Annotated in this window: 16 protein-coding genes and 1 pseudogene; 10 read left to right on the top strand and 7 right to left on the bottom strand. The window is 65.4% G+C overall.

Translation table 11 applies throughout. From position 1 onward, the window contains the following. Positions 1-8: 8 nt before the first annotated feature. From HYG77_RS10915 to HYG77_RS10930, 4 genes are all read right to left on the bottom strand, one after another. Positions 9-860 carry an ABC transporter permease gene (locus tag HYG77_RS10915; RefSeq protein WP_109326914.1) on the bottom strand — a complete coding sequence of 284 codons (852 nt, stop codon included), beginning with the start codon at positions 858-860 and terminating at the stop codon, positions 9-11. A 20-nt stretch (positions 861-880) separates the two neighbouring features. Continuing rightward, the gene (locus HYG77_RS10920) at positions 881-1645 is read right to left on the bottom strand and encodes an ABC transporter permease (RefSeq protein WP_109326912.1); all 765 of its coding nucleotides are present in this window, start codon (positions 1643-1645) and stop codon (positions 881-883) included. 526 nt (positions 1646-2171) lie between these two features. Continuing rightward, positions 2172-3089, bottom strand: a complete 918-nt coding sequence (locus HYG77_RS10925; RefSeq protein WP_109334864.1) for a 3-oxoacyl-ACP reductase — start codon at positions 3087-3089, stop codon at positions 2172-2174. 103 nt (positions 3090-3192) lie between these two features. Continuing rightward, positions 3193-3384 carry a ferredoxin gene (locus HYG77_RS10930; RefSeq protein WP_109326911.1) on the bottom strand — a complete coding sequence of 64 codons (192 nt, stop codon included), beginning with the start codon at positions 3382-3384 and terminating at the stop codon, positions 3193-3195. 250 nt (positions 3385-3634) lie between these two features. Between HYG77_RS10930 and HYG77_RS10935 the strand changes: the two genes are divergently transcribed. The 3 genes from HYG77_RS10935 to HYG77_RS10945 are packed head-to-tail and all read left to right on the top strand — an operon-like array spanning position 3635 to position 7545. Continuing rightward, entirely contained in the window at positions 3635-4846 is a 1212-nt protein-coding gene (locus tag HYG77_RS10935; RefSeq protein WP_109326910.1) for an acyl-CoA dehydrogenase family protein, read from the top strand. 9 nt (positions 4847-4855) lie between these two features. Beyond that, entirely contained in the window at positions 4856-5977 is a 1122-nt protein-coding gene (locus HYG77_RS10940) for an acyl-CoA dehydrogenase family protein (protein WP_208962655.1), read from the top strand. Continuing rightward, positions 5974-7545: a long-chain-fatty-acid--CoA ligase gene (locus HYG77_RS10945; RefSeq protein WP_208962656.1), complete on the top strand. Its 1572-nt coding sequence runs from the start codon at positions 5974-5976 to the stop codon at positions 7543-7545. The genes HYG77_RS10940 and HYG77_RS10945 overlap by 4 nt, the downstream gene beginning before the upstream one ends. Before the next feature lie 59 nt (positions 7546-7604). Here the strand turns inward: HYG77_RS10945 and HYG77_RS10950 are convergent, their stop codons facing one another. Further along, positions 7605-8720, bottom strand: coding sequence for a nitronate monooxygenase family protein (locus HYG77_RS10950; RefSeq protein WP_109326908.1), 1116 nt, complete (start codon positions 8718-8720; stop codon positions 7605-7607). Continuing rightward, positions 8720-10396 (bottom strand): acyl-CoA synthetase, encoded by a 1677-nt coding sequence (locus HYG77_RS10955; RefSeq protein ID WP_109326907.1) that lies wholly within the window; start codon positions 10394-10396, stop codon positions 8720-8722. The genes HYG77_RS10950 and HYG77_RS10955 overlap by 1 nt, the downstream gene beginning before the upstream one ends. Positions 10397-10475: 79 nt before the next feature. Here HYG77_RS10955 and HYG77_RS10960 point away from each other — a divergent pair. Further along, positions 10476-11319 (top strand): annotated as a pseudogene (locus HYG77_RS10960) (crotonase/enoyl-CoA hydratase family protein). Positions 11320-11516: 197 nt separating this feature from the next. Next, complete coding sequence (locus tag HYG77_RS10965; RefSeq protein WP_208963352.1) at positions 11517-12476, top strand: hypothetical protein; 960 nt, start codon at positions 11517-11519, stop codon at positions 12474-12476. A gap of 86 nt (positions 12477-12562) precedes the next feature. On the opposite strand, the gene HYG77_RS10970 is transcribed toward HYG77_RS10965, so the two are convergent. Beyond that, on the bottom strand, positions 12563-13600 hold the full coding sequence (locus HYG77_RS10970; RefSeq protein ID WP_208962657.1) for an LLM class F420-dependent oxidoreductase: 1038 nt from the start codon (positions 13598-13600) through the stop codon (positions 12563-12565). Positions 13601-13679: 79 nt separating this feature from the next. On the opposite strand from HYG77_RS10970, the gene HYG77_RS10975 reads away from it, so the two are divergent. The 5 genes from HYG77_RS10975 to HYG77_RS10995 are packed head-to-tail and all read left to right on the top strand — an operon-like array spanning position 13680 to position 18217. Next, positions 13680-14660 (top strand): OB-fold nucleic acid binding domain-containing protein, encoded by a 981-nt coding sequence (locus tag HYG77_RS10975; protein WP_109326899.1) that lies wholly within the window; start codon positions 13680-13682, stop codon positions 14658-14660. A 12-nt stretch (positions 14661-14672) separates the two neighbouring features. Beyond that, entirely contained in the window at positions 14673-15737 is a 1065-nt protein-coding gene (locus HYG77_RS10980; protein WP_109326895.1) for a thiolase domain-containing protein, read from the top strand. After that, positions 15737-16915, top strand: a complete 1179-nt coding sequence (locus HYG77_RS10985; protein ID WP_109326894.1) for a thiolase domain-containing protein — start codon at positions 15737-15739, stop codon at positions 16913-16915. The genes HYG77_RS10980 and HYG77_RS10985 overlap by 1 nt, the downstream gene beginning before the upstream one ends. A gap of 13 nt (positions 16916-16928) precedes the next feature. Next, a complete protein-coding gene (locus HYG77_RS10990) occupies positions 16929-17792 on the top strand; it encodes a TIGR03619 family F420-dependent LLM class oxidoreductase (RefSeq protein WP_208962658.1) in 864 nt (287 codons plus the stop codon). An 8-nt stretch (positions 17793-17800) separates the two neighbouring features. Then, positions 17801-18217 (top strand): nuclear transport factor 2 family protein, encoded by a 417-nt coding sequence (locus HYG77_RS10995; RefSeq protein ID WP_109334863.1) that lies wholly within the window; start codon positions 17801-17803, stop codon positions 18215-18217. The last annotated feature ends 14 nt before the right edge of the window (positions 18218-18231 follow it).

Here is an 18231-nt window from a genome sequence, read left to right on the forward strand (position 1 = left end):
CGGCACTCCTATCCCGAAAGGTTGAAGTTGCCGGAACCGCCGTATATGGCGAGGGAGATGAGGAGGGTAACCGTGACGACCGCAATCAGTGACGACCGCACCGCGTTCCCCACGGCAACGCCGACTCCGACGGGACCACCCGACGCGGTGAAGCCGTAGTAGGTGTGGATGAGCATGATGGCGATCGCCATGACGATGGCCTGCGCGAACGACCACAGAATGTCCGTCGGTATCAGAAAGGTCGAGAAGTAGTGGTCGTACACGCCGGCGGACTGGTCGTAGAGAACCACGGTGGCGAATCGGCTGGCGATGAAGGATGCGATCACTGCGAGGGCATAGAGCGGAACGATCGCGATCATTCCGGCCATCACCCGAGTGCTGACCAGGTACGGGATCGAGGGGATCGCCATCGTCTCGAGGGCATCGATCTCCTCGGACACGCGCATGGCACCGAGCTGGGCGGTCGAGCCTGCCCCGATCGTGGCCGCGAGTCCGATACCCGCGATGACCGGGGCCGCGATGCGTACGTTGATGAACGCGGCGAAGAAGCCGGTGAGCGCCTCGACACCGATGTTGCCGAGCGAGCTGTAACCCTGCACGGCGATGGTGCCTCCGGTGAAGAGCGTCAGAAATCCGACGATCACCACGGTTCCACCGATCACCGCCAGCGCACCCGTGCCCATGCTGATCTCGGCGATGAGCCGCAGAGTTTCCTTCGGGTACCGCCTCACCGCACGAGGGGCCCAGGCGATGGCGCGCGCAAAGAACAGCGCCTGCTCGCCGAGCCGGTCTATCGAACGGGACGTCGACGCGAATTGCCGGCGTGTGCGGGGAAACCGCCCGGCCGCTGCGAGAGCCATCTACTCCACCACCATGTCGATCACCCTGCCGTCAGCTTGATGCCGACGGCGGTGACGAGAACGTTGACCACGAACAGCGCCATGAACGAGAACACGACGGTCTGATTGACGGCGTCACCGACACTCTTGGCGCCACCTTTCACGTTGAGGCCGAGATAGGACGCGACAAGACCCGCGATCATGCCGAACAGACCGGCTTTGACCTCCGAGATCACGAGCTCACCGAACCCAGTGAGAAGGGTGATGCCGTTGACGAAGGCCCCCGGATTCACATCCTGGATGTACACCGAGAAGACGAACCCACCGAGAATCCCGATAGTGCAGACCAGGCCGTTCAGCAGCAGGGCCACGACGGTCGAGGCGAGCACACGGGGTACGACCAGCCGATGAATCGGGTTGATACCGAGCACCCGCATCGCGTCGATCTCTTCGCGGATCGTGCGGGCCGAGAGGTCTGCGCAGATCGCGGTGGCGCCCGCCCCGGCCACGATGAGCACTGTCACGATGGGACCGACCTGGGTCACGGTGCCCAGCGCCGCACCCGCGCCACTGAGATCCGCGGCACCTATCTCCCGGAGGAGGATGTTGATGGTGAAGCTCACCAGAACGGTGAACGGGATGGCTACCAGCACCGTGGGAACCATCGACACCCGGGCAACGAACCACGCCTGGTCCACGAACTCGCGACGCTGGAAGGGCCTCGAGAACACCGCCCTGAGCGTCTCGGCCGACATCGTGAAAAACCCGCCGACAGCGCGCAATGGCACCTCGAGGAGGTCTACCATTCGTCCTCCTCGTCCCTGATCGCACCCAGCACCGACTGTTGATTGAGCCCAGCCCCCCAACGGCCTGTGACTCAGGTCATATTAACTAGAACGTGTTCACCTGTCAAAAAGAGTCATTCATCAGCAAGGATCGTCCCACATCGAGCACTCCGAGGAGGGCGTTTCGTCCAAAAGAAGAGCCGCGATGCGTCCACGTCGAACGTCGACCGAGTACGTCTAAAGCGTTAGCGCACAGTAGGTTTGGCCACGACATGTCGTCTCCCTATCGAACCCGGACCGGACCGCCTGGACGCCGTTGCGTGGACGTCACTGCCCCTCCCCGTGCAGGCGTCGACGACCGGAACCGGCGGCAAAACTAGAACAGGATCTAGTGCGTGTAGACACATCGCTGCCTACCCCCGTCGCACCGTCTCGATTCCAGCCGGTCGCTGTGAATTTTCACCCAGTATCGCCCATCACGCGGGTATTACCTGGGAAAACGGGCGGTAACGCCGGATGTGTCGTCGACTGCGCCGCGACGGCTCGTTCAGCCCAGCTCACGCAGGGCAGCCGACGCCGAGAAGGTCGCGGCCGGATCGCGTTCACCGAAGTAGCTGCCGAGGCTCTCGGCCAGGCGCGCCGGCGTCCATTGAGAGTCTGTCGCGTCGAACCGGCGCTCGACGACCGGAGCCGCCATCAACGCGACCATCGGGCCATAGACCACGAAGAGCTGCCCGTTGACGGTGTCGGCCGCGGGCGAGGCGAGGTAGGTGACCAACGCCGCCACATGCTCCGGCGACAGTGGGTCGATCCCCTCGGCCGGCGCCTCACCGAAGACGTTTTCCGTCATCGACGTGCGCGCACGGGGACAGATCGCGTTGGCCCGTACTCCGTAGCGAGACAGCCCGCGAGCGGCGGAGAGGGTCAGAGCCGTGATGCCCGCCTTGGCCGCACCGTAGTTGGCCTGCCCCTCGGGCCCTAGCAGGCCTGCCTCCGAGGACGTGTTGATGATGCGGCCGTACACGGGCGCACCCGCCTCCTTGGATTTTCCGCGCCAATAGGAGGCGGCGGAGCGGCAGAGCAGAAAGTGCCCGCGCAGATGCACCTTCAGTACCAGATCCCAGTCCTCGTCCGACATGTTGAACAGCATGCGGTCCCGCGTGATCCCGGCATTGTTGACGAGGATGTCGAGGCTGCCGAATTGGCCCTGCGCCGCTTCCATGATCGCGTCGGCAGTGGACCGTTCACCGATGTCGCCGGCGACGAATTCGGCCTTGGCGCCCAGACCTCGGATCTCTTCGAGTGTTTCCTCGACGGCGTCGGAGGCCACCAGGTCGTTGACTACGACGGACGCACCCGCTCGTGCCAGACCGATCGCCTCGGACTTTCCCAGTCCGGATCCGGCGCCGGTGACGACGCCTACCTTGCCGTCCAAGTTCACATCGCGGTCAGCAACATCAGTCATGAAGCGGCACTCCTGGTCGTCTGCAATCGCCGCCGGGTTCCACACCCGGCGCCACGGTGGACGTCGTCACTGTAGAACGTGTTCTTGTTCTGGGCAACGACGGTCAAGGGTGTTCGGTGAGCGCCGCCCTCGGACACTGCGCGATGGCAGTCCGCACGTCTTCCTCCCGGTCAGCGGGTGGGTGAGCGGTCGAAATGTGCAGATTATCGTCGTCGTCGAGGTCGAAGATGTCGGGGGCAATCCCTACGCACACACCGTTGGCCTCACACCGGTCGAAATCGACTCTGACCTCCATGGCAACCCTCACTTCTCCTCGTCACGTCGCTCGTCGGCCCGGGCGCCGCCGGGCTGCGGCGCACACCGTTCCTGCGATAACACTAGAACCTGTTCCAGTCGTGTGCAATGATTCGTTCCACGACTGCGAGCAGGCCCACCGAGCGCGCTCCCCAGCCGGTCGGGCCCGACTCCCCGCCATCGCACCGTAGAGACTGGAACGTGTGCCAGTCGAGACGAGTTCCGGGCCTTCGGACTGGAGAGGTATTTCGATGCACATCACCTACACGCCACAACAGCAGGCGCTGCGCGAAGAACTGCGCGCCTACTTCGCGCAGTTGATGACGCCGGACCGGCGGGAGGCTCTCGCCGCCACCACCGGCGAGTACGGCGAGGGCAACGTCTACCGCGACGTCGTCGCGCAGATGGGCAAGGACGGCTGGTTGACGCTCGGCTGGCCGAAGGAATACGGCGGCCAGGAGCGTTCGGCGATGGAGCAGCTGATCTTCACCGACGAGGCCGCCATCGCCGGTGCCCCCGTGCCATTCCTCACGATCAACTCCGTAGCCCCCACGATCATGCACTTCGGTACACCTGAGCAGAAGTCGTTCTTCTTGCCGAAGATATCCGCGGGCGAACTGCACTTCTCCATCGGATACTCCGAGCCCGAGGCAGGGACGGACCTTGCAAGCCTGCGCACCACCGCCGTCAAGGACGGCGACGACTATGTGATCAACGGCCAGAAGATGTGGACGAGCCTGATCGCATACGCCGACTACGTGTGGTTGGCCTGCCGGACCGACCCCGAGGCGAAGAAGCACAAGGGCATCAGCATGCTGATCGTGCCCACCACGGCCGAGGGATTCTCGTACACACCCGTCCACACGATGGCCGGTCCCGACACCAGCGCCACCTACTACCAGGACGTGCGCGTACCGTCCTCCGCACTCGTGGGTCCCGAACACGGTGGTTGGGCGTTGATCACCAACCAGCTCAACCATGAGCGTGTCGCGCTCACCTCGGCCGGACCGATCCTCACCGCACAGCGGGAAGTGCGGGAGTGGGCGCAGAACACCAAGTTGCCGGACGGCCGCCGCGTCATCGACCAGGAATGGGTTCAGATCAATCTGGCCCGGGTCCATGCCAAGGCCGAGTACCTCAAGTTGATGAACTGGGAGATCGCCTCGTCGACCGGGGCAGACGAAGCGACGGGAGATGATTCAGCACACGCCCCGGGCCCGGAGGCGGCGTCGGCCAACAAGGTCTACGGAACCGAGTTCGCCACCGAGGCCTACCGACTGCTCATGGAAGTCCTCGGCCCGTCGGCCACGCTTCGGCAGAACTCCCCCGGCGTCCTGCTGCGCGGGCGCATCGAACGGATGCACCGTTCTTCCCTCATCCTCACTTTCGGTGGCGGAACCAACGAGGTGCAGCGCGACATCATCGGTATGACGGCCCTCGGCCTGCCCCCTGCGAAGCGTTAGGACACGACCATGGATTTCACCCTCACCGAGGCGCAACAGGATCTGGCCGGTCTCACCCGGAGCATCGTCACGGATCTCGTCACGAACGACCGCCTGCGGGAGCTCGACGTGGCCGAAGACCGCCTCGATCGCGAACTGTGGTCGACACTCGGCTCGTCCGGCGTCCTGGGCGCCGCACTACCGGAGTCGGTGGGCGGCGACGGCTTCGGCGTTCTCGAGCAGTGCAGCATCCTCGTCGAATTGGGCAGGGCCGTCGCACCGGTCCCCTACCTCTCGTCCATCGTCATGGCGGCGGATGCGCTCGCGCGATACGGCAACGAACAACAGCGTGCGGAGTGGGCCGCGCCCGCAGCGACCGGTGCGAGAATTCTCACCGTCGCCCTCGACGAGGAACTCAACGACGACCCGGGCGCTCCGGTCACCCACGCCGACCCCGGACCCAGCGGCTGGACCCTCGACGGCACGAAGATCGTCGTCGACGCGGCGCCGTCGGCAGAGTTGTTCCTGGTGCCGGCGACGAGCCCAGACGGCGTGGCAGTGTTCCTCGTCCGCCCCGACGACGAAGGGGTGACCGTCACCAGGCAGCAGACCGTCGATTTCGCCTCCACCGGCGAGGTGGCGCTGCACGGAGTCGTCCTCGGTGCCGATCGACTCCTGGGCACCGTCGAGCAGGGCAGCGAGATCGTCGATCGGCTCGTCGAACGAGGATCTCTCGGCGCCTGCGCGTACCAGTACGGCGTGCTCGATCAGGCTCTGACACTGACCGCCGCCTATGCCCGCGAACGCGTGCAGTTCGGCAGGCCCATCGGCAGCTTCCAGGCCGTGGCTCAGCGACTCGCCGACGCGTACATCGACGTCAAGGGCGTCCGGCTCACTCTGTGGCAGGCAGCATGGCGGCTCAGCGAAGGACTGCCCGGCGAGGGCGACGTCCAGACCGCCAAGTTCTGGGCGTCCGACGCCGGTCACCGGGTGGCCCACACGGCGGTTCACATTCACGGCGGTGTCGGGCTCGACCAGGATCATCCCGTGCACCGGTACTTCCTCGCGGCAAAGGCCCTCGAGTTCCGGCTCGGCTCCGCCACCCGGCAGCTCCGGACCCTCGGCGCCGAACTGGCCACCGTCCCCGCATGACGGCGACACTCGCACGCACGGTGGCGGACCTGCTTCGCGGTGTCACCCACAGCCACTCCGAGGGGTTGTACTTCGAGGACCGTTTCCTGTCCTGGTCAGACCACCTGCGGGCGAGCCTGCAGCGCGCCGCGGTTCTCGATGATCTTCTCGATCCCGAACGCCCGCGGCATTTCGGTGTGCTGATGGACAACGTGCCCGAGTTCTCGCTCCTCGCGGGTGCGGCGGCGCTTTCCGGCGCAGTCCTCGTCGGCCTCAACACCACCCGGCGCGGCGACGCGCTGGCCCGCGATGCGGCGCTCGCCGACTGCCAGGTCATCTTTACCGAGAACAGTCGTTCGGATCTGCTCGACGGACTGCTACTCGGGGTCCCGGTGATCAACGTGGACTCCGTGGAGTGGGCCGACATGCTGTCGGTACAGCGGCCATCTTTCGAGCAGGTAACGCCCGAGCCCGACGATCTCTTCATGCTCATCTTCACGTCCGGGACGAGCGGCGACCCCAAAGCCGTGCGCTGTACGCACGCGAAGATCACCGGGCCCGGCCGGATGCTCGCCGAGCGGTTCTCGCTGTACCCGGACGACGTCGTGTACCTGTCGATGCCGATGTTCCACTCCAACGCCATGATGGCCGCCTGGTCTGTGGCGCTCGCGGCCCGTAGCTCGATCGTGTTGCGGCGCAGGTTCTCCGCGTCCCATTTCCTCGCCGATGTCCGGCGGTACGAGGTCACCTACGCCAACTATGTAGGAAAGCCGTTGTCGTACGTGCTGGCAACTCCCGAGGAGCCCGACGACGCCGACAATACGCTGCGGGTGATGTACGGCAATGAGGGATCCGCTCCCGCGGTTGCCGCATTCTCCCGGCGTTTCGGCACGCATGTCGTCGACGGATTCGGTTCCACCGAAGGCGGAGTGGCCATCTCCGCTACGCCCGGCTCACCGCCGGGCGCACTCGGGCGGCTCCCCGCCGGAATCGCGATCCTCGACCCGGAGTCGGGTCTGCCCTGTCCCCCTGCCGAATTCGATGCATCCGGTCGCCTGGTCAACGCCGAGGCCGCCACCGGGGAACTCGTCAACGTCAACGGTCCCGGTGCCTTCGCCGGCTACTACGACAATCCGGAGGCCGACGCGGAGAGAATCCGGGACGGAAAGTACTGGAGTGGCGACCTGGCCTACCGCGATGCCGACGGATTCGTGTACTTCGCCGGCCGCAGCACTGGATGGTTGCGCGTGGACGGCGAAAACCTCGGCTCCGCGCCCATCGAACGAATCCTGCTGCGCTACGACGGGTTCGCGGAGGTGTCGGTGTATGCGGTACCCGACGCCGAGGTCGGCGACCGGGTGATGGCCGCAGTCGTGCCCACCCGCGAATTCGACCCCGTCGACTTCGCGGAATTCCTCGACGCCCAGACCGATCTCGGTCCGAAACAGCGCCCGACCTTGGTGCGGGTGTGCACCGAGTTTCCCCGCACGGCCACGTTCAAAGTACTCACGCGCACACTCAGCGCACAGCGATGGAACTGCGCGGATCCTGTGTGGGTCCGCGAAGGTACCGGCTACTCCCGCCGGTGAAGGCCTGTGAATGACGGGTGGCGAAGTACGCTCCCGCCTACTTCGCCACCCCAGTACCGCTACTTGTACGAAACGAGCCGGGACACCGCCGCCTCGAAGCCGGACACGAGCTCGTCCATCACCTCGGACACGGGCCGGATTTCGTTCATCCGGCCGACGATCTGCCCTACCGGCATCGCGACGACGTCCGGATTCTCCGAAGCGGCAATCCGCTGATGAGCGTCGCTGACCAGCAGATTCTGCAACGGCATCGGTAGCGGCGCAGGCGCTTCCGGCTTCGACCATGCATCGGTCCACTTGGTCTTCAGTAGGCGCGCGGGCTTACCCGAGTAGATGCGGGACCGCACCGTGTCGGCCGAGGTCGCACCGAGCAAGGCCCGTTGGATGGCGGATGGTCCGTCTGCCGACGCACTGCCGAGCTTGTACTCCGACGTCGTGAGCCAGTACGACCCCATCCAGACACCGGATGCCCCGAGCGACAGGGCGGCCGCCACCTGACGGCCGCTTCCGATGCCGCCGGCGGCCAGCACTGCAGCGGAATCGCCTACCGCGTCGACGATCTCCGGAACCAGCACCATCGACGCGATCTCACCGGTGTGCCCGCCCGCTTCATATCCCTGCGCGATGACGATGTCGACGCCGTTCGCGACGTGCCTGCGCGCATGCTCGACCGCCCCGGCGAGCGCCGCCACGGGAACACCCTTCGCGTGGGCCTGATCGATGACATCCTTGGGCGGCGAGCCCAGGGCGTTGGCGATCAGGGCGATACGGTGATTGAGCGCGACATCGACATGCGAGCGGGCCACCGAGTGAAGCCAGCCGAGCACCCCCGTCGCGTGCTCGGTGCCCGTTTCCAACGGCGGCACACCCAGCTCGTCCAGGGTGCGGTTGACGAAGGCACGATGTTCCGCCGGAATCAGCGACTCCAGGTCCACCGACGTGCCCTCCGTCGGGATCTTGGCCGGCATCACGATGTCGACGCCGTACGGTTTCCCGTCGGTGTTCTCGTCCATCCACGTCAGAACGGCCTCGAGTTCCTCCGGGTCGTTGAACCGGACACAGCCGAGCACGCCCAGGCCGCCGGCTCGCGAAATAGCCGCGGCCACATGTTCGGACGGCGTGAACCCGAAGATGGGGTACTCGATGCCGAACTTCTCACTCAAAGCTGTGTGCATTACGCGCCTTTGCTCGTCACGGTGTCGCTCTGGGCCGAACCGTTGCCGTTGTGGTCGTCGGCGGGTCGGGATTCTGTTTGTTCCTTGGCCCAGCGGTAGTCGGGCTTACCTGCAGGCGAACGTTTGATCTCGTCCACGAACCACAGGCTGCGCGGCACCTTGTATCCGGCGATTTCCTTACGCGCGGCTGATGCGATCTCGTGTAGGGCAGGACGCGCCCCGCCGCGCGTCTGGACGACGGCAGCGACGCGCTGGCCGAATCGCTCGTCGGGCACACCGACCACCAGGGCGTCGAACACGTCGGGGTGCGACTTCAGCGCGCCTTCCACCTCTTCGGGGAAGATCTTCTCGCCGCCGCTGTTGATACAGACCGAACCACGTCCGAGCATTGTGACGGTGCCGTCCGCCTCCACCTGTGCGAAGTCGCCGGGGATCGAGTAGCGGACACCGTGATACTCCCGGAACGTCGCCTTGGTCTTCTCTTCGTCCTTGTAGTAACCGATCGGGATATGCCCTTTGCGCGCGAGGATGCCGACCTTGCCCGAGCCGGGCTCCACCGGGTTCCCGTCGTCGTCGATGACCGAGGTGGAGGCGTCGATCTTCACCGTCGGTCCGCCGCCGTGCGATTTACCCTTCTCCACCACACTCAATCCGCCGAACCCGGTTTCGGACGAACCGATGGAATCGGTGATCATCCGATTGGGCAGCAGTTCCAGGAACTTTTCCTTGATACTGGGCGAGAACAGCGCCGCCGAACTGGCCATCAGAAACAGCGACGACAGGTCGTACGGCTCACCGGTGGCCGGGTTGCCCTCGATCAGGGCGTCGAGCATGGGCCGCGCCATCGCATCGCCCGTGATGAAGACGAGATTGACCTTGTGCTGGTCGACGATGCGCCAGACGTCGTGTCCGTCGAACTCCGGGTGCATCACGCATTTGCCGCCACCGAACAAGCTTTGGAAAGTGGCCCACTGGCTGCCGCCGTGAATCATCGGCGGGATGGGGAAGCGGGTCATGCCGGCGGTCTCGGCACCCTGCTTGGCAAGGTCCCACTCGTCCTCGACGTACTCACCGGTCATGAAGTTGATACCGCCACCGAGCACTCGCCAGACGTCCTCCTGACGCCACATGACGCCCTTCGGCTTACCGGTGGTGCCGCCGGTGTAGAGCATGTAGATGTCGTCGTTGCTGCGCTCCTCGAAGTCGCGCTCAGGGGAACCCTGCGCCAACGCGGTCTCGTACTCGACGCCGCCGTACGACGAGTAGTCGAGATCGGTTCCGTCCTCGATGACGACGACGGTCTTCACCAGAGGCGTGCGGGGCAGCACAGCGGCAACCTTGTCGACGTACCGACGCTCGTGCACGAGCGCGACCATGTCCGAATTTTCGAAGATGTACTGCAACTCGTTCTCGACGTACCGATAGTTGACGTTGACCATCACGGCCCGGATCTTGAACACCGCCACCATGGCCTCGATGGCCTCGAGGGTGTTGCGGCTGTAGATGCCCACCTTGTCACCCGGCCGGACACCCTGTTCGCGCAGGTAATGGCCTAGTCGATTGGCCCTTTCCTCCATCTGCGCGTACGTCACTTCCCTGTCGTCGGACACCAACGCGACGCGGTCCGGAACGAGGTCGATTGCGTGCTCTACGAGGTCTGCGATATTAAGGGCCACGTCAACAAAGTAGAACGTGTTACCGTTTCTGGCAAGACCCAATTTGAGAGCCAGCTAACACACCCTTCGGGAGACTTCAGTGTCCTCTACCACCACCGAGAAAACCGACGTTTCAGCACAGTCGCCGCACTGCCTCGTCGAGAAGCGCGGGCACGTCCTGATCGTCACGATGAACCGCCCCGAGGCGAAGAACGCGCTGTCCGGCGAAATGATGGCGATCATGCGCGACGCATGGGATCAGGTCGACGCCGACCCGGACATCCGCGTCGCCATCCTCACCGGTGCCGGCGGAGCCTTCTGCGCGGGAGCAGACCTCAAGGCCATGACAGTGCAGCACCCTGGCGACTCCTTCTCGGGCGGGGGTGAGGGAAACCAGCCGGCGTGGGACCTGTCGAGAATCGAGGCTCTCCTCAAGGGCCGTCGCCTCACCAAACCCCTCATCGCAGCGGTCGAGGGACCGGCCATCGCAGGCGGAACCGAGATCCTTCAGGGCACCGACATCCGCGTCGCGGGCGAGAGCGCCAAATTCGGTGTGTCCGAGGCGAAATGGGGGCTCTTCCCGCTCGGCGGTTCGGCGGTGCGCCTCGTCCGGCAGATCCCGTACACCATCGCTGCGGACATTCTCCTGACCGGACGCCACATCACCGCCGCCGAAGCCAAGGAAATCGGCCTCATCGGACACGTCGTTCCCGACGGCCGCGCCCTCGACAAGGCCCTCGAACTCGCCGACCTCATCTCCGCCAACGGACCCCCTCGCCGTCCAGGCCATCCTGAAGACCATCCGCGACACCGAAGGCATGCACGAGGAAGACGCCTTCCAGATCGACGCCGCACTCGGCACCGCCGTGTTCACCAGCGCCGACGCGAAGGAGGGCCCCCGCGCCTTCGCCGAAAAGCGCGCGCCGAACTTCGAGGGCCGCTGACTCTGCCCCACCGCCCCATCCCCACCGCCCCTCCCTCCCCAGCCGGGCGAATGTACCTTTCGGCGCATCTGAGGCGCCGAAAGGTACATTCGCCCAGGGTGTGAGGCTTATCCACAACCCCCAGTTATCCACAGGCCTTACCAAAACGCCTGGTGAACAACCCTGCTGCCGACAACGGGTGCGTCATCATCGAGTCCATGCGACGGGGACAATGGGGGCATCGGCTCGAAGACTTGTACGGAATCAGCCGGTCAGGGATCATCCGCACCGCCGAACTGAGGCATTGGGGAGTGTCGAACTCGGCAATCGACGCTCGATGCCGTCCGGGCGGGCCGTGGCAACGGATCCTTCCCGGCGTCGTGATGCTCGGCAACGGCCACCCGACCGCACGTCAGCGTGTCGTGGCCGCGATCGTGCTCAGCGGCGACAACGCGGTCCTCACGGGGCGCGCAGCGCTACACGAATACGGGTACGGAACGTCGTACTCCGGCGATGCCCACGTCCTGATCGCCACGCACCGGCGTGTCCAGTCCACGGGCTTCGTCCTCGTCGAACGCACGACGCGGATGCCGGCGCCGGTGATGCGCAACGGGCTTCCCTGCGCCCCGCTTCCACGCGCGTTGCTCGACGCGGCGCGACGGTGCCGCACTCTGGACAGCACTCGATCCCTCATCGCCGAGGTGATCCAGCGAGGCGGGGCGAGAGTCCCGGAGCTCATCGCGGAGTTGGACGCGGGCAGTGGCCGCGGCGCAGCACTCCCCCGTGCCGTGCTGCGCGAGGTGAGCGCCGACGTCCACTCGGTGTCCGAAGCAGAAGCCCGTCGCTTGTGGACGCGGAGCGGACTACCCCGAATGGTGTTCAACCGCAGGATCGTCGACGCCGACGGGCAGTTCATCGCCATGCCGGACGGTTGGATCGACGAGGTCGCGTTCGCCTGGGACATCGACTCGCTCGACTGGCATCTCGCGCCCAAGGCCTACAAATCGACCGTCGAGCGCCGAACCCGGATGCAGAACCACGGCATCATCGTGCTTCCGACGCTCCCTAGTGCCGTCCGCGACCACCCCGACCGCGTGATCGACGACCTCCGCAGCCACTACCAGTTGGCGTCGTCCCGCCCCCGACCGGAGGTCCGGATGCAAACAGCGGCCGGATGAATGTACCTTTCGACGCACCTGAGGCGCCGAAAGGTACATTCGCCCGGCGGAAGGGGGGACGGGGGGCAGGGGTAGGGACGGGGAGGTCAGCCCAGGACCGCGGAGGCGAGCTGCCGCACGTGCGGGGCGTCGCGGCACGAGACGAGGAGTGTGGTGACTCCGGCGTCGGCCCAGCGTTTGACGTCGGCCCGGACTTCGTCGACGTTGCCGATGATCATGGTCTCGGTGACCATGTCGTCGGGGACGACGGCGGCGGCGTCGTCTTTGCGGCCCGCGCGGAAGAGCCGGCCGATTTCTTCGACCTGTTCGCCGTAGCCCATGCGCGTGTACACCTGGGCGTGGAAGTTCAGTTCGGGTGCGCCCATACCGCCGACGTAGAGCGCTGTCATCGGTTTCAGCCCGTCGATGGCTGCGGCGCGGTCGTCGGTGATGATGACCTGACAGGTGGCCGCCACTTCGAAGTCTTCCCGGCTACGACGGGCACCCTGCCGCGCGAAACCCTCGTCGAGCCATGCGTTGTACATGGGGGCGAGGCGGGGTGAGTAGTAGATCGCGAGCCAGCCGTCGGCGATTTCGGCGGTGAGCGCCGCGTTCTTCGGACCCTCGGCGCCGAGCCAGATCGGGATGTCTGCCCGGAGGGGGTGGGTGATCGGTTTGAGGGGCTTTCCCAGGCCGGTGCTGCCCGGCCCGGTGTACGGCAGTGGGTAGTGCGGCCCGGCATTGGTGACGGGCTCTCGGCGGTCGAGCACCTGGCGCACGATCGACACGTATTCACGGGTGCGCGCCAGGGGTTTCTCGAAGGGCTGGCCGTACCACCCCTCGACCACCTGCGGGCCCGACACCCCGAGCCCGAGGATCGCCCGACCACCGCTGAGGTGGTCGAGGGTGAGCGCGTGCATCGCGCAGCTCGTCGGGGTACGCGCCGAGATCTGCACGACCGAGGTGCCGAGGCGGACACGTTCGGTGCTCGACCCCCACCACGCGAGGGGGGTGAAGGCGTCGGACCCCCATGATTCGGCGGCGAAGACGGCGTCGAATCCTTCGGCTTCGGCGGCGGCGATCAGCTCCGGGACATTCGCAGGCGGCTGCGCGCCCCAGTATCCGAGTTGCAACCCGAGCTTCATCGTGTGCCTCCGCATCGACCGTCGTCAGAAGTGACCCTTGCCACAAACACTAGAACCTGTTCTACTCGAAGTTGTGACCATGGGAAAGAGCGCGGTGGCCGAAAAGTTCTCGAACACTCCATTGAGCGCCCCGCTGAAACTTCAATTCGACTACACCCGGTCGGTGGGCCCGACCATCGGAGCCTTCGTGACTGCGCTGCGCGACCGCAAGGTCATCGGCGCGCGCGGATCGGACGGACGCGTCTACGTTCCGCCGCCCGAATTCGACCCCGACACGGCGGAACCGCTCACCGACTTCGTCGGCGTATCCGACGCCGGAACCGTGGTGAGTTGGACATGGATGCCGGATCCTATTGCCGGACAGCCGCTCACCCAGCCGTTCGCGTGGGCGTTGATCAAGTTGGACGGCGCCGACACCGCCTTGGTGCACGCGGTGGACGTGCCTTCCGTCGCCGCGATGAGCACGGGAATGCGTGTGCGGGCGCGGTGGGCGGAGCAGCGCGTCGGACGCATTCAGGACATCGTGTGCTTCGAACCGGGTGAGTCGGCCGGCGACGCCGGGACGCCCGAGAACTCGGAGCCGGTCACGATGGTGACGACGCCGGTCGACCTCGACTACATGCATTCGGCGTCGGCCGAGGAGAGCTACTACCTTCGAGGGTTGAAGGAAGGCAAGCTCATCGGCGGCCGCACCGGCGCGGACGGCAAGGTGTACATCCCGCCCCGCAGCGCCAATCCCACCGACGGCATCCCGACGAAGGAGCAGGTGGAGCTGCCGGACCGGGGCATCGTCACCACCTTCTGCATCGTCAACGTCCCGTTCCTCGGTCAGCGCATCAAGCCGCCGTACGTCGCGGCGTATGTGCTGCTCGACGGCGCCGACATCGCATTCCTGCACCTCATTCTCGAGTGCGACGCCGCCGACGTCCGGATGGGCATGCGCGTGGAAGCCAAGTGGAAACCACGCGAGGAGTGGGGTTACACCCTCGAGAACATCGAATACTTCAGGCCGACGGGTGAGCCCGACGCCGAGTACGACACCTTCAAACACCACCTGTAAGGGCGCGGCACAATGACAGATATCGCAGTCGTCGGGTTCGCGCACGCACCGCACGTGCGTCAGACCACCGGCACCACCAACGGCGTCGAAATGCTGGTCCCCTGCTTTCAGCAGCTGTACGACCAACTCGGGATCACGAAGTCGGACATCGGCTTCTGGTGTTCCGGCTCGTCCGACTATCTGGCGGGTCGGGCGTTCTCGTTCATCTCCGCGGTCGACTCGATCGGTGCGGTTCCGCCGATCAACGAATCTCACGTCGAGATGGATGCAGCATGGGCCTTCTACGAAGCCTGGGTCAAGATCATGACCGGGGAGGTCGACACCGCCCTCGTCTACGGCTTCGGCAAGTCGTCGGCGGGCAATCTCCGCAAGGTCCTGTCGATGCAACTCGACCCCTATCTGGTGACGCCTCTCGCCCTCGACTCGGTGTCGATCGCGGGCTTACAGGCCCGTCTCGGGCTCGATGCCGGAAAGTGGACGACCGAGGAGATGGCAGCCGTGGCGGCCCGCAGCCGAGCGGCAGCCGAGAGCAACCCGAACACCCAACTGTCCGGCCACGTCGACATCGAGACGTTGCTGGCCTCACCGTTCGTCGCCGATCCGCTGCGCGCCCACGACTGCGCACCGATCACCGACGGGGCTGCCGCGGTGGTACTGGCAGCCGGCGACCGTGCCCGTGAGCTGTGTGAACGTCCGGCGTGGATCACCGGGATCGAACACCGGATCGACTCCCCGAACTTCGGTGCCCGCGACCTGACGGTGTCGCCCTCCACGACGTCGGCGGCCCGGGCCGCCACCGGAGGCGACGTCGGCGCAATAGACGTGGCCGAACTGCACGGTCCCTTCACCCACCAGGAGCTGATCCTGCGCGAGGCCATCGGACTGCCCGATTCGACGACGATCAATCCCTCGGGAGGTCCGCTCAGCGGGAACCCGATGTTCGCGGCGGGCCTGGAGCGCATAGGTTACGCAGCCAGGGCCATCATGGACGGCAACGCCGGGCGCACGCTGGCACACGCCACGAGTGGCGCTGTGCTGCAACAGAATCTGGTCGCAGTCTTGGAGGGACGCAACTGATGGCGAATCAACTAGCCGCTGTACTCGGCACCGGCCAGACTCACTATGTGGCGAAGCGGCACGACGTCTCGATGGCCGGCCTGGTCCGCGAGGCCATCGACCGCGCCATGGAAGACGCGCGCGTTGGTTGGGATGACATCGACGCCGTCGTGATCGGCAAGGCACCCGACCTGTTCGAGGGTTCGATGATGCCTGAACTCGCGATGTCGGATGCGTTGGGTGCCAACGGTAAACCGCTTCTCCGTGTGCACACCGCGGGGTCGGTCGGCGGATCCACGGCTGTCGTGGCGTCGAGCCTCGTGAAGGCGGGTGTACACAAGCGAGTGCTGACGGTGGCCTGGGAAAAGCAGTCCGAATCGAATGCCATGTGGGCGCTGTCGACCCCCATCCCGTTCAACATGCCAGTGGGTGCCGGCGCGGGAGGCTATTTCGCTCCGCACGTCCGGTCCTACATTCGGCGGTCGGGAGCGCCCGAGCACATCGGCGCGATGGTGGCGGTGAAGGACCGCCTCAACGGCAGCCTCAACCCGTACGCCCATCTGCAGCAACCCGATATCACCCTGGAGTCCGTGCAGGCTTCCCAGATGTTGTGGGATCCGATCCGATACGACGAGACCTGCCCGTCTTCGGACGGCGCCTGCGCCATGGTGATCGGCAACGAGGAAGCGGCGGAGCGGGTGACGGCAGAGGGTCGCGAGGTCGCCTGGATTCACGCCACGGCCATGCGTACCGAACCCACCACGTTCTCCGGGCGGGATCAGGTGAACCCGCAGGCGGGCAGGGATGCTGCCGCCGCCCTGTGGGAGGCCGCCGGAATCAAGGATCCTCTCGACGAGATCGACGTCGCCGAAATCTATGTCCCCTTCTCGTGGTTCGAACCGATGTGGCTCGAGAACCTCGGCTTCGTGTCCGAAGGTGAGGGGTGGAAGCTGACCGAAGCGGGCGAGACGGCCATCGGTGGACGCCTTCCGCTCAATGCGTCCGGTGGTGTCCTCTCGTCCAATCCGATCGGCGCCTCGGGAATGATCCGGTTCGCAGAGTCGGCCATGCAGGTGATGCACCGTGCCGGTGATCACCAGGTGAAAGACGCACGCAAGGCTATGGGCCACGCCTACGGTGGCGGCTCTCAATACTTCTCGATGTGGGTGGTCGGATCCGACCGGCCGGACAACCAATAGCGGGGTCGCCATCATGAAATTCACCGTCGGCATTGCCATGAATCCCCTCGACCAACTACCTGCCCTCGCGAAAACCGCCGAGGGGTGCGGCTTCTCGTCCATCGCGCTTCCCGACTCGCTGTTCTTCATGGAGAAGCAGAGCACCGACTACCCGTACACCCCGGACGGTTCGCGGATGTGGAACGAGGAAACGCCCTGGGTGGACCCACTGATCGCCGCCGCGGCGATGGGCGCTGTCACCTCCAAGATCGAGTTCTACACCCAGGTACTCAAACTCGGATCGCGCAATCCGGTACTCCTCGCCCGCCAAGTGGGATCGGTGGCGAATCTGACCGGAAATCGGTTCGGCTTCGGGGTCGGCATCGGCTGGGCTCCGGAGGAATTCGAATGGTGCGGGGTTCCGTATGCAAAACGGGGCGCCCGGGTCGACGAGATGATCGAGGTCATCAAACTGATTCTCGGTGGCGGAATGGTCGAGTACCACGGCACCTTCTACGACTTCGACCGCCTGCAGATGAGCCCGGCCCCCACGAAACCGGTGCCGTTCTACGTCGGCGGGCACACCGACGTGGCACTTCGCCGGGCCGCCAGGGTGGGCGACGGCTGGACGTCGGCAATGATCAAATTCGACGATCTCGTCCAGGTGATCGCACGCCTCCGTGAACTCCGCGAGGAGTACGGGCGGGCCGAGCTGCCGTACGAAATACAGACCGTCTGCATCGACCGCTTCGGCAAGGAGGGATACGCGGAACTGGCCGAGGCGGGAGTGACCGACACCATCGTCGTCCCGTGGATCTTCGACGGCATCGGGTTCGACGGACCCCTCGAAGCCAAGCAGGACTCCATGCGTAAGTTCGCCGACCAGTACATCGACTAGGGGTGCACATGACCACCACCACCGACCATCCGGCACGCCTTGCGGGGCAGGCGTCACGAGAGGCCGCCAGCGGGAGACGCAAGGACGAGTGGCTCGCCTTGTTCGCCGACGACGCCTGTGTGGAAGACCCTGTCGGTCCCTCGCATTTCGACCCCGAAGGCAAGGGTCATCGCGGACTCGAGGCGATCTCACGGTTCTACGACATGACGATCGCGACCACCGAGTCGCTCGAATTCCTCATCACCGACTCGCTGGTGTGCGGCAACGAGAATGTGACCATCGGGACGATACGGTCAGTCGTTGGCGGAGCACAGATCGACGCCGAGGGCGTGATCATCTACCGGGTGAACGAGGAAGGCAAGATCGCATCTCTCCGCGCCTTCTGGGAGGTTGAGCGGGCGATGAAGACTGTGCGCACACTCTGAGCCGCGAACTTCCC

The sequence above is a fragment of the Rhodococcus sp. ZPP genome (assembly GCF_017656075.1).
GTDB classification, from domain to species: Bacteria; Actinomycetota; Actinomycetes; order Mycobacteriales; family Mycobacteriaceae; genus Rhodococcus_F; species Rhodococcus_F oxybenzonivorans.